General features: G+C 30.1%; 12 protein-coding genes. 3 read left to right on the top strand and 9 right to left on the bottom strand.

Annotation, left to right across the window (positions count from 1 at the left end; genetic code table 11):
- Window positions 1-54 precede the first annotated feature (54 nt).
- A complete protein-coding gene (locus ACH2BP_RS04725) occupies window positions 55-1,509 on the bottom strand; it encodes an ATP-binding protein (protein WP_395057521.1) in 1,455 nt (484 codons plus the stop codon).
- Between the two features lie 1,022 nt (window positions 1,510-2,531).
- On the opposite strand from ACH2BP_RS04725, the gene ACH2BP_RS04720 reads away from it, so the two are divergent.
- The 3 genes from ACH2BP_RS04720 (at window position 2,532) to ACH2BP_RS04710 (ending at window position 4,566) form a co-directional block, all read left to right on the top strand.
- The gene (locus tag ACH2BP_RS04720) at window positions 2,532-3,335 is read left to right on the top strand and encodes a hypothetical protein (protein ID WP_395057519.1); all 804 of its coding nucleotides are present in this window, start codon (window positions 2,532-2,534) and stop codon (window positions 3,333-3,335) included.
- Window positions 3,336-3,519: 184 nt separating this feature from the next.
- Window positions 3,520-4,110 carry a pseudouridine synthase gene (locus tag ACH2BP_RS04715; RefSeq protein ID WP_395057651.1) on the top strand — a complete coding sequence of 197 codons (591 nt, stop codon included), beginning with the start codon at window positions 3,520-3,522 and terminating at the stop codon, window positions 4,108-4,110.
- A 3-nt stretch (window positions 4,111-4,113) separates the two neighbouring features.
- Window positions 4,114-4,566 carry a tRNA (cytidine(34)-2'-O)-methyltransferase gene (locus ACH2BP_RS04710; protein ID WP_395057517.1) on the top strand — a complete coding sequence of 151 codons (453 nt, stop codon included), beginning with the start codon at window positions 4,114-4,116 and terminating at the stop codon, window positions 4,564-4,566.
- On the opposite strand, the gene ACH2BP_RS04705 is transcribed toward ACH2BP_RS04710, so the two are convergent.
- From ACH2BP_RS04705 to recF, 8 genes are all read right to left on the bottom strand, one after another.
- Window positions 4,567-5,334 (bottom strand): dienelactone hydrolase family protein, encoded by a 768-nt coding sequence (locus ACH2BP_RS04705; protein ID WP_395057515.1) that lies wholly within the window; start codon window positions 5,332-5,334, stop codon window positions 4,567-4,569.
- Between the two features lie 67 nt (window positions 5,335-5,401).
- Window positions 5,402-6,184, bottom strand: a complete 783-nt coding sequence (locus tag ACH2BP_RS04700) for an ABC transporter ATP-binding protein (RefSeq protein WP_395057513.1) — start codon at window positions 6,182-6,184, stop codon at window positions 5,402-5,404.
- 17 nt (window positions 6,185-6,201) lie between these two features.
- Window positions 6,202-7,215: a UDP-N-acetylmuramate dehydrogenase gene (murB, locus tag ACH2BP_RS04695; RefSeq protein ID WP_395057511.1), complete on the bottom strand. Its 1,014-nt coding sequence runs from the start codon at window positions 7,213-7,215 to the stop codon at window positions 6,202-6,204.
- A gap of 39 nt (window positions 7,216-7,254) precedes the next feature.
- Window positions 7,255-9,102, bottom strand: a complete 1,848-nt coding sequence (asnB, locus tag ACH2BP_RS04690) for an asparagine synthase (glutamine-hydrolyzing) (protein ID WP_395057509.1) — start codon at window positions 9,100-9,102, stop codon at window positions 7,255-7,257.
- Between the two features lie 3 nt (window positions 9,103-9,105).
- Window positions 9,106-10,167: a glycosyltransferase gene (locus tag ACH2BP_RS04685; RefSeq protein WP_395057507.1), complete on the bottom strand. Its 1,062-nt coding sequence runs from the start codon at window positions 10,165-10,167 to the stop codon at window positions 9,106-9,108.
- Between the two features lie 8 nt (window positions 10,168-10,175).
- Entirely contained in the window at window positions 10,176-10,850 is a 675-nt protein-coding gene (locus ACH2BP_RS04680; protein WP_395057505.1) for a DUF2461 domain-containing protein, read from the bottom strand.
- A 1-nt stretch (window position 10,851) separates the two neighbouring features.
- The gene (locus ACH2BP_RS04675; protein ID WP_395057503.1) at window positions 10,852-11,544 is read right to left on the bottom strand and encodes a thioredoxin domain-containing protein; all 693 of its coding nucleotides are present in this window, start codon (window positions 11,542-11,544) and stop codon (window positions 10,852-10,854) included.
- Between the two features lie 27 nt (window positions 11,545-11,571).
- Window positions 11,572-12,651, bottom strand: a complete 1,080-nt coding sequence (gene recF / locus ACH2BP_RS04670; RefSeq protein ID WP_395057501.1) for a DNA replication/repair protein RecF — start codon at window positions 12,649-12,651, stop codon at window positions 11,572-11,574.
- Window positions 12,652-12,784: the final 133 nt, after the last annotated feature.

The raw sequence follows: 12,784 nt of genomic DNA, 5'->3' as shown, positions 1-12,784 counted from the left end.
AATAAATAAATTTAGGTTTATTTTATAAGAATGTGCTGTCGGGTGAATTTTAATTTAAAAAACTACTGAAATCTTAGTGCCTTCATTAACTATACTGTTTATGTTTAATTTGCAATTTAGTTTTTCGCAGACATTCATTACTAGTTGTAAACCTATGCCAAAACCAACTTCGTTTTCGGTTCCGTTTTCTGACGAATAGTTTTTTCTTAAAATTGAGGCTATTTTATCGTCGGACATTCCAACACCATTATCAGTAATACTAATTTTGTTTTTTAACGTTTTAACAGTAATAATACCATTTTCTGGAGTGAATTTGATTGCGTTAGGTATAATATTTCTAATAATTATTGTTACTAATTCAGGATCTGAATTTGCTTCAAACTTTTTATCTAAATTGAGATTGAATGTAATTTTTTTGTTATTAATTATAGTTTTATATACCTCAATAATTGGTGTTATTATATTTTTGATATTTGTAACTTCATTTTTTGTTTGTATTTCTTCAAAATTTAATTTAGCCCAATTTAAGGTATTGTCTAAAAGCCCTAATGTTTCGGTTGATCCTTCGTTGATGGCTTCTACCATTTCTAGAAATTCTGATTCGGTTATATCGCCAGATTTAAAAAGAGATGATAATGACATTAAATTTGCAATGGGTGTTTTTAAGTCATGACCAATAATAGATAAAATTTTATCATTATTTTTGTTTATTCTTTTTAGTTCGGCTTGAAATTGTATTTCTTTATCAATATCTACCAGAAGTACAATGTTTATATCGTTTATTACTGTCGATTTAATTTCGTACCAGTTTTTTTTGTTGTCTTTTCTTGTAATATGTGCCTTCATTTTTACATACTCGTTTTCTTTTTTTTCTGTTGCTTTTTTTGTCCATTCGGCAATTACTTCGTTTTTATATTTTTCATCTGGATAAGCATTTGTGAACCATTCGTCTATCGTAGGGATATCTTTTAAATCGTAACCAATTTCGTCAATAAAAATATCATTCAAAAAAACATTAATAATTTTGTTTTCTCTATTTTCAGAAATGATTAATGGGTATGGAGAAAAATCTGCAAATTTTTGTAATTCAATTTTTTTGGTATTAAAATCATTATTAGGTAACTGTTTTAATTTTTGAGACTTTACGGTGTTTTCGAAATTCATCATCCAAACATTCATATCGTCCTGTTTTGGAATGTTAAACTTTTTTCTAATCCTATATTTTCTAGATTCTATTGCTCTAACAGACGATTTTGTGCAATTTGCTATTTCTTTTGTCGAATAATTTAGTTTTAAATAAGCACACAATTCTAAATCTCTTTGTGTTAAATCTGGACATTTTTGTAATAATTTTTCACAATAGAAAGAATATAAAATTTCAAATTTCACAAAGAAATTTTTATCTCCTTTTACGGCTAAATCAGTGAGTGTTTTTAAATCGGATTCACCAACTATTTTTCTGCTTTCAAGAAATTCAAGTTTTGTATTGATAACATTTGTTTTGTGCATATATTTCAACAGCAATTGTTGTTTTATATGTATCAGATAGGAATAATAAATGGTGCAAATACATATGCCAAATACTGTAAACTTGAACAAAGTCTTTTTTATCTCAGGAGTGTATATATCACATTGAAACAATGAAAAGTCAGTTATAAATAATAGTAAAATTTCTAAATAAAGGACTGTTAGCACAATGATAATTTCTCTCTTATCATTTTCATAGTTAAAAAATAGCGATATGAATAATAAATAACTAAAATAATACAGAAATAGTCCAGATTCATAACCACATTGAGATGAAAAATAAAAATTCACTAAACTTAATGAAACAAATACAAGTACTTGTTTTTTAGTATTATGCCTATCTTTTACACGTGTTAGTAATAAAAGTGAAATAAATACAAATAAATTTATTAAACAGCTAACATATATATGATGATATAAATCAAACAGAAAATAGCAAAAAAACATAGCAGCATTAAAAACTAAGTTTTTTACTATGATTTTACTTTTTTCTTCTAAATATTCTTTGCTTCTAGTGTTATTGGGCATTTATTGCTAATTATATATTTATTCTAATTTTTATTGAAAACTTTACAGCGACTTTTATGTATCGCATTTTTAAATATTTCAGGCTAATTTACAATGAAGGCAAAGTAATAGAAAATATTTGATTCCAATATACAAAAACCAGTCCAAAAAAAATCGGGTTTGCTTTTAGTTTTTGACAATAATATTCAAAATGATATAATAAAGCTCAAAAAATAATTTAGTGTAATTTTTAGAAATAAATTTAACAACATACTTTTTATTTTTATAAAAAAAACGTATTTATTTTAACTTTAGTAAACCATTAAAAATCAGTAGGTTTTAAATTAAATTCTCTCTTAAGTATATTTGCGTAAGTTAAAAAAACAGGCTTTTTATGATTTGACTTTACTTTTGTCAAAAATTAATGAGCAATAGATTACTCAAAATAAAATATTGCTTTTTATTAAAATATCCCACAAATATTAAAACTAATGACCATGACTAAATTTTTATTTTGCTTTCTGTTTTTGTGTATAACAAATTTGTATGCACAAGTTGGTATAAACACAACTAGTCCAAACGAATCTTCAATGTTAGATGTTTTTTCTGCAAACAAAGGATTGCTTTTGCCAAGAGTGCCACTGGTTGCAACAACTAATTTTTCGCCTTTGCTTTCGCATGTTGCAGGAATGACAATTTATAACACTGCAACAGCAGGAGATGTAACACCCGGAAGTTATTATAATAATGGTACAAAATGGATAAGAGTAGGTGATGCCTCAGTAAAAGATAATATATATGTTAATAATGGTACATTAACAGGAGATAGAATAGTAACTCAAAATACAAATAGATTATATTTTCAAGGACCTGCAAACGGAAATGAAATCTCTTTTGATTTAGGTGCTAGCGTTAATTTAAAAGTTGGTACTTTAGGGACTAATACAAGTTCGTATTTAAGAGTAGAAGCGGGTACTTCAAATATAGATATATTTACTTTCAAAGGAAGTTATGCTTCACTTACATGCCAAGGAGAATCCCTATATATAGGTACAGGAACTGGAACAGCGAAAGATGTCCGATTGATGACAAATGGCTCTACTAGATTATTTGTTGCGCCTGCGGGTAATATAGGTATTGGTAATGTTAATCCAAAATCTATTTTGCAAGTCTCAGGAGGAGATGTTAATATTGATAGTATTGGTTCTGGGATTATATTAAAAAGTCCTGATAGCAGATGTTGGAGAATTACCGTAGATAATACAGGAGCATTAGTAAGGACTTTAATCACATGCCCATAATTGTAATTTTTTATAACTTTTTAAATTTTGTGAAATATTAGTTTTTAAAAATAGTTGCTTGAAATTGTTTTTTTTATGAATGGGATTGCTTCTTTGGGGAAAGAGCAGTCTCATTCTGTTTTTAGGAATATCTGAGACAATAAATTAAAATCACCAAACTAAATGTTATTTTTGCAAAATGACTATTCACCAACATTTCATTATTCACAAACCTTACGGATATTTATCTCAGTTTAAATATGAACTAAAACGAAAGAAAAAACTGTTAGGAGAATTACACGATTTTCCCGAAGGAATTATGGCTATTGGTCGATTAGACGAAGATTCAGAAGGCTTATTATTGCTGACAACAGATGGGAAAATGAGTGAAATAGTTCGTAGCAAAAAAGTCGAAAAAGAATATTATGTTCAAGTTGACGGTATTATTACGGAGGAAGGAATTCAAAAAATACAAAACGGAGTCGAAATAGGTTTCGATGGTGCAAAATATATGACCAAACCTTGCAAAGCTTTTATTGTTAATGAAGTACCTAACTTCGGAGAGCGAGGTAAGAAAATTCGTGACGATCGCCACGGGCCAACTTCTTGGGCTTCGATTGTGGTAACCGAAGGAAAATTTCGTCAGGTACGAAAAATGACTGCAGCTGTCGGTTTTCCTACCTTGCGATTGGTAAGAATTCGTATAGGAAATGTACATTTAAATAATTTACAAGTAGGAGAAGTTTTAGAAACAAGCGATTTCTCAAAAATCAATGACAATATCAAAAATCAATAAGAAATGTTGAATATAGTTTTAGTAGAACCAGAAATTCCTAATAATACGGGGAATATTGGCCGTTTGTGTGTAGGAACTGGAAATCGTTTGCATCTGATTCATCCGTTTGGTTTTGAGATTAATGATAAAAATTTGAAACGTTCTGGATTGGATTATTGGGTGCATTTAGATTGGAATCAATATCAAAACACACAAGAATGGATAGATCAAATTCCAGATAAATCTAGAGTATTCTTAATGTCTTCCCATGCTGAAAAATCTTATTATGAAGCCGAATTTCAGGAAGGGGATTGGTTGGTTTTTGGTAAGGAAAGTGTAGGACTAAGCAAAGAAATTTTAAACTTATTCGAAAATCATTTGACTATCCCTATGTCTGATAAGATTAGGAGTTATAACATTGCTAATTCGGTAGCATTTGTAGTAGGTGAGGCGAGAAGGCAGATTAATTTTAAATAATTATTTTCCAAAAATCTCATTAAAAAAATCTAACATCGCACGCCAAGAACGTTTATCCGCTTTTTCGTTATAAGCTACACCAGTACTTTTGTTATTTCCAGCGTCTTTATGTGTAAAAGCATGCACTGCATCGGCATAATAAACCATTTGCCAATCTGCTTTTGCGGTGCGCATTTCGTCTTGAAAAGATTTGATTTCTGAATCTGATACGAAAAAGTCATCAGCACCATGAAGTACTAAAACTTTAGTATTAATAGGGTCAATTACTCTCGAAGCGTCTTTGCCTAAACCACCATGAAAAGAAACCACGCCATTCACTTTAAAATTAGCTCTAACAGCTTCTAATGCTCCAGTTCCACCAAAACAGTATCCAATAATGGCAATTTTATCAGGATTTGCACCAGCTCTTATCAATTGGTCTAGCGCTAGTTGAATCCTTTTGTGATATTCTAAATAATTAGTTTTAAAATAACCAGCCAGTTGACCTGCTTCTTTTGTGTTTGTTGGTCTTTTGTCAACACCATAAATGTCAGCAACAAAAGTAATATATCCTAGTTTTGCTAATTCAGTAGCGTTGGTTTTTGCATTGGTTTCAATTCCCATCCAAGCGGGTAAAACCAAAACTCCAGCTTTATTTTTAAGAGTTTTTTTAGGTTGTGCTAACAGGCCTTCTAATTTTTGATTTCCGTCTAAATAAGATATAGGTTTTAATTGTGCTTGTGAAGAGATTGCTGCCACGAAGAATAAAGTAAGGAATATTTTTTTCATCTTAAAAGATTTAAATTTTCATAAAATTACAACTATTTATGATGAACAGATGTGAAATAAATACTAATTATTTAAAAATAAATTTCCCTTTTTGGTCATCAAAAAGAATATTGTCATCTTTAAATAAAGTATTAAAAGCCCCTTTGGTAATCAAATTGCAAGGTTCATCTTGTATAACTATTTCATTTGTCATAATTACCATTTCATCACTCAATTGAATGGCTAAATCTATATCGTGAGTCGAAAAAAGAATACATTTCCCTGTTTCTTTCGACAAATTTTTCAGTAATTTAAACAAAGAAACTTTGTGTAATAAATCCAAATGTGTCGTAGGTTCGTCAAGAATAATAAGTTGTGTGTCTTGTGCTAAAGCTCTTGCGACCAATACTTTTTGTAATTGTCCGTCGCTAATTTCGAAATGCTTTTTATCTGATAAATGCTCAATATTTGTAAGTTGTATGGCTTCAGTTATTTTTTGAATATCTATTGCAGAAAGTTTTCCAATCCAGTTGGTATAAGGTTGTCTTCCTAGCGCAACTAATTCGTAAACTGTCAAATTACTAGGAGGCAATTTTTCGGTAAGAACCACACTCAAATTTTGAGCTAATGTTTTGTTGTCATAACTCTCAATCGATTTATTATTTAATAAAACATCTCCAGAAATAGGTTTTTGAATCCCTGTTAATGTTCTTAATAATGTTGATTTTCCTATTCCGTTAGCGCCAATTAAAGTAATAAGTTTGCCTTGCTGAAAATTTAAGTTAAGATTTTGAGTAATAGTAATCGTTGTGTTCTTGGTTTTGTAACCAATACTCAAATTTGAAGTAGAAAGGATATTTTTATTATTCATAATGTGGTTTGTTTTACTTAAATCACATTTACTTCGGCTTCTATATGAATGCCAAACATTTCGAAAACTGTTTTTTGTACATCTTTGGATACATTTAGAATTTCTTGTCCAGTTGCATTGCCATAATTGACTAAAACCAAAGCTTGATTTTTGTGAATTCCCGCATCGCCAAATCGTTTTCCTTTGAATCCAGCTTGCTCAATGAGCCAACCCGCAGGAACTTTTACTTCGGTTTCTGAAATTTCGTAAAATTTCATTTCTGGAAATTTTTTATGAATGGGTTCGAATTCCGACTTTGATAAAATAGGATTTTTAAAAAAACTTCCGCTGTTTCCTAATTCTTTTGGATCTGGTAATTTGCTCTGACGAATAGCAATTACAGCATTAGAAACATCTATTAAGCTTGGATTTACAATATTTTTATTGGCTAATTGTAATTGAATATCTCCATAAGAAATATTTATCTTATGATCTTTTTTTGTTAATTTATAAACAACCGATGTAATTATATACTGGTCTTTTGCTTCGTGTTTAAAAATACTTTCACGATAACCAAAATGACATTCGGTATTTGTAAAAGTTTTCATTTTTTGAGTTTCAATATTCATCGCTTCGCAAGAAACAAAAGTATCTTTAATTTCGGTTCCGTATGCGCCTATGTTTTGTACAGGTGTTGTGCCAACATTTCCTGGAATAAGTGACATGTTTTCTAATCCCCCAAAATCTTGGTTGATGGTCCAGAGTACAAATTCGTGCCAGTTTTCGCCAGCTTGACTTTCTATCCAAACAAAATTTTCATCTTCTTTGATTATTTTTTTACCTTTTAAATCGATATGAATAACCAATGCATCAATATCTTGTGTGAGCAACATATTGCTTCCGCCGCCTAAAACAAACTTTTTTTCTGTTAAATTTTCTTGTAAAACGGTTTTCAAATCATCGACAGAATGTACTGCTATAAATTGTTTTGCTTTGGCTTCGATACCAAAAGTGTTGTGTTTTTTTAGAGAAAAATTAGGAATTATATTCATCAAAAATCAATTTTATATGCAAAAATAGGATAAAGAATTTTAAACAAACTTCTCAAAGTAATTTTTCTGCCAAATATGTAACATAAATAATGGTAAGATGTATGGAATTATTTTTTTGTCACCCTTTTCGATCTGTTCGACAATTTTTTTGCCGTTTAGATTTTCTAAAAAAGGCATATTGAAAATTTCACTTTTTGCAAAATTTTGCAATTCGTCTCTAAATTTATTATTAGATAATAGATAGCTATGCCATGGTGCGCTAAGTCCAATTTTTCTGAAATTAATAATTTCCTGAGGCAGTTTGTCTTCCATCGAAGATTTTAAAATATATTTTCCTTTTTTGCCAGAAAACAACCATTTGTCATCAAGTGTTCCTAAACCAGCAATTAAACGTTGATCCAAAAACGGCTCACGACATTCGATAGAAGCTCCCATAGTACAACGATCATTTCTATCTAAGAGCGAACATATATAAGTATGTTGATCAAAATATAACGCTTGTCTTTGCGTGCTATTAGGATATAATTCCTGTGCTTCTTTTATGATTTGATAACGATATTCGTTTAGTGGTTTTATTCTTGGTCCGTAAAATGAATTAATATCATTGGGGTAAATACTGGTACTGTTAAACAAGATTAACTCTGTTTTATTGTTGATTTTTGAATAGCGAATTAACTTATCATACCTCGGATTGTTGTTAAAATATTCTAAATTACTGACTTGACCAATAATTTTTAATAACGAAGGGTTTTTTAAGGCTTTGTAGCGTACATAACCACCCATAAGCTCATCTGCGCCTTCGCCAGAAAGTAAAACTTTTACTTTAGAGCTGGCTAGTTTGGACACGGAAAGTAAATGAGGCTCGTTTAGATGCATGAGTGGTTCGTCCTGAAAATAAGTAGATTCTAATAAATTATCAAAAAGTGAATCACCTTCAACTTTTATAGAATTAAATTCATAATTGAATTGATCAGTAATATTTTTTGCTAAATGGGATTCGTTGTGTTGTTGTTCTGAAAAACCAATATTAAATGTTTGAATGTTTTTGTAATCTTGATGATATAATGAAGATAAAATAGAGCAAGAATCTAATCCGCCACTAAGTAAAACACCAACAGGAACATCACTTACCATACGTAGTCTTACCGATTCGAAAAAGGTTTCTTCAAACCATTTTTTAGGATTCAGAATGTGACTGTGATTTTGTATTTCTTCTTTAAGATTCCACCATTTTATGGTTTTTGTATTTCCATTTTCATGAATAGTCATGTGGTGTCCTGGCAAAAGCTTGTTAACATAGTTGTATAAAGTGTTTTCGCCAGCTACAAATCTATTAAAGAAATATTCTTCTAATCCACTTTCTGATATTTGTATAGGAATTCCTGCTGCAAATAGTGCTTTTTGTTCCGATGCAAAGTATAAAGTATTATGGTATAACGAGTAATATAAAGGTTTTACACCCATTCTATCTCTTGCCAAAACGAGTTTTTTTTCTATTTTGTCCCAAATGGCAAAAGCGAACATTCCGTTTAGGCGAGGCAACATTTCTAAACCATATAGTTCGTATAATTTGAGTAAAACTTCAGTATCTGAGCCAGATTTTAGTTTTAGGCCTTTATTTTCTAACTCAGGATAAAAATCTTTGTAATTGTATATTTCGCCATTAAAAACAATAATATATCTTCCGTTTTCGGAATAAAAAGGTTGGTGTCCTGCCGATGAAGTATCTATAATAGATAATCTTCGATGACCCAAACCAATGTTGTTTTCGATAAAAACACCTGCATCATCTGGACCACGATGCTCGAGAACATCGCGCATTTTTACAAGCTGATTTTTATCGGCCGATTTGTTATTAAGATGAAATATTCCGTTTATACCACACATAAATTAACTAGATTTTTGTTTGATTAATTCATGATATTTGTTTGCAATTTTTTTCATATTAATAGCATAATTGGCATTTTCTTCTACAAATTTTCTATTTTCAAAAACTACTTTTTGTCTAATTTCAGGATTGTTGAAAGCCCAAATAATTTCTTTGGCTAGTTTTTTAGTGTTTTCGGACTCGACTAAAACTCCATTTTCTTTTTGGGTAATCCAACTTCTGTTTCCGGGTAAATCAGTCACAATAGGAAAACAACCACAAGCCATCGCTTCAAATAAGGATGCCGAAACTCCTTCGGTTGTTGGCATGCTTATGTAAATATTTGAATTTTGAAGTAGTTTTGGTAATTCGTTATTGTGAATTCTTTCTGTAAATATTACAATGTCTTCAATATTTAATTCGGTGCTTAATTTCTTTAATTTTTCTAATAAAATCCCATCTCCAACAATTGTTAATTCGAATGGGATATTTTGATTTTTTAGTATTGCAAAAGCTTTCAAAATAATATCATGCTTGTATTCTGGAAGCAAAGAACGAGTCACAATGGCTTTGATAATTGATTCATCATTATTGTTTTGAAATTCGAAAAAATCTAGATTTACACCTTTTGGTAAAACCATAACCTTATTCATGTTTACACCACTACTTTGCATGTGTGTTACCATAACTGGCCCCCAGGCATGAATTAAATCCGATTTTTTGAAGGCATAATTTTGAAGAATTTTTTTAAATGGGAACAAAAGAGAATTTTCTGGCCATAAATCGCTTATACCTTGTTGCGCAATGGCTATAGGTTTTATTCCTGAAAGTGCTGCAAGAAATCCGTAGCTTGTGGTTCTTTCAGCAATAACCATATCTACATTAAATTTTTTTGCAGTATTTCTAATAGTTAGAAAGGATTTAGATAGTTCGATTAATCTTTTTATTCTAGAAATACCTGAACTACGGGTTTGTAATTCCCAAGTTACGATTTCGAAATCACCAAACTCCTTCAAGCCATTCATCCAAGTTATGGCGTCGGCACGATAGGTTTCTCCAAGAAAAAGAATTCGTTTTTTTTGCATTATAATATTTATTCTTCAGTTTCTAAAGCTCGATTTAAAAACTCATTTAGTGGTTTTAAAGCAATTAGTTTTTGTGCTATTTTTTTTGAAAAATCTTTATCTAAAAATAATTTATCGTCAATTTTTTGCGAACAAGTATAACTTTTTAGTTTTAGAAATTCGATAGCAGGATGGTTTGGTTCATAGCCTTTTGGAGCTTTTTTTAATAAATTACTTTCTTCTCGAGTAATTTCTTTGAATTCTTTTTTGAAAGTTGGATTACTCACAATTGCCTCTAAATCATCGTAAAAAAAAGCAATTTCTTTGCGAATATTTTTTAGCTCATTTGCTTCTGGACACCAAACGCCACCAGCGATAAACGAACTTCCTTTTTCGAAATGAATGTAATAACCAGGGCTATTTTTTCTATTTTTATTAGTGGTTAACCAAAGCGCAATATTAGCTTTGTAAGGTTGCTTGTCTTTAGAAAATCTAATATCACGATTAATACGAAAAGTACAATTTTTAATTTCTAACTGTTCTAACGATTTATCCAAAGGTTTCATTTCTTCCAACACCGATGCAATAAACTGATGATAGTCTTTTTTGTAACTTTCGTATCGTTTTTTGTTGGCATGCATCCATTCTGTGTTATTATTGGCTTTTAGGTCGTCAATAAACTGAATTGCTTCTTTGGTAATCATTTTATAAATGTTTTTTTAAATCTTCTTCAGAAATATAACCTATGTTTTTCCAGATTTCTTTACCATCTTCATAAAGTATGATTGCAGGTAAGCCATCAAGTTTTAGGGTGTCTACAAGAGTTTTGTTTTTATCGGCATCTAATCTTACAATATTTATTTTGCCTTTCAATTCTTCTTGCATTTTGAGAATGTAAGGTGACATTTTTTTACACGGAGCACACCATTCGGCATAAAAATTAATCATTACTTTTTTGTCAGATTTTAATAGTTCATTAAATTCCTGTTCACACATTCCTATAATTTTGTTGCTTGGTTGCGCCATTCCACTAGCGTTCCATTTCATAATACCACCATCAAGGTTGTATATTTGTGTAAACCCTAATTCGGCTAGTTTTTCGGATGCTTGACCACTTCTTCCACCCACTTTACAATACACAAAAATGGGTTTTGCTTTGTCGTAATTACTGGCTTTAGCTACAAAATCAGTTCCGTTCCAGTTCACGTTTGTTGCATTTTCTATGTGTTCGACAGTATATTCTTCGGGTGTTCTAACATCAAGTAATTGAGGTTTTTTAGTCGTTTGTAGTTTTTCTGCAAAAGCTTTTACATCAATAGTTTGTATGGCTTTTGAAGTTTGACCTTTGCAACTTGTAAAAATCACAACAATTAATAGAATAGAAATTATTTTTTTCATTTTAAATTTTTTTAGCTAATATAACAATTAAAGATTAAATATTTTATAACGCTGATGTGTCATTTTCACAATGTTTTCTGTTCGTTCGGAATGCGTATCGGAAATAAATAACTGACCAAAATCATCATTGTTTACCATAGCTACAATTTTTTGGACACGAGTTTCGTCTAATTTATCAAAAATATCATCGAAAAGTAAAATAGGTTTTTCTCCGCTTTGTTTTTTTACAAATTCAAATTGAGCCAATTTTAAAGCAATCAAAAAAGATTTTTGTTGCCCTTGTGAACCAAATTTCTTAATCGGATAATGCTCGATATTAAATGACAAATCATCTTTGTGAATTCCAACACTTGTATATTGTAATGCTCGGTCTTTGCTTATATTTTCTTGTAAAAGAGATAGTAAATCCTTGTTTTCTAGCTGACTTTCATATTCCAATTGTACCGTTTCGGCTGAATTTGAAATATTTTGATAAAACGAATTGAAAATGAGAATAAAATCATTTAAAAATTGCTTTCTCTTTTCGTAAATACTTTGCCCTAAATCATTCAATTGTTCGTTATAAATGTCTAAAGTTCCAGTTTCGAAAACACGATTGACTGCAAAATATTTAAGCAATGCATTACGTTGACTTAATACTTTTTGGTACAAAATTAATTCTTGTAAATATTGATTGTCTAATTGAGAAATCACACTGTCAATAAATTTTCGTCTGGTTTCGCTTCCTTCACGAATTAAATCAGCATCAGTTGGAGAAATAATTACTAGCGGAATAAAACCCAAATGATCCGAAAATTTCTCATATATTTTCCCGTTGCGTTTCAGGATTTTCTTTTGCCCTTTTTTTAAGCTGCAAAGGATATTTTCGGTTCTTTCTTGTTTTTCGAATTCGCCATCAATCACAAAAAAATCTTCATCATGTTTTATATTTTGAACAGCCAATGTGTTAAAATAACTTTTGCCGAACGACAAATGATAAATTGCATCAAGTACATTTGTTTTTCCAACACCATTCTTTCCTACGAAACAATTTATTTTATGTTCGAAATCGAAACTAGCGTCGCTAAAATTTTTAAAATTAAATAAAGAGATTTTTTTTAGATACATATAATACGTAGGAATGTCCTTTTTAGACTATATATTGTGGGACATTTCAATTAGGATTGCAAATTATTAAAAATAACCGTAAAACATCTTTTATTTATGAATAAAAATTTTATTTTTGCAACTCATTAAATTA

This window comes from Flavobacterium sp. (assembly GCF_043756175.1).
Taxonomy (GTDB): Bacteria; Bacteroidota; Bacteroidia; order Flavobacteriales; family Flavobacteriaceae; genus Flavobacterium.
The sequence above is the reverse complement of the archived record's forward strand: the minus strand, read 5'-3'. Positions and strand labels throughout refer to the sequence as shown.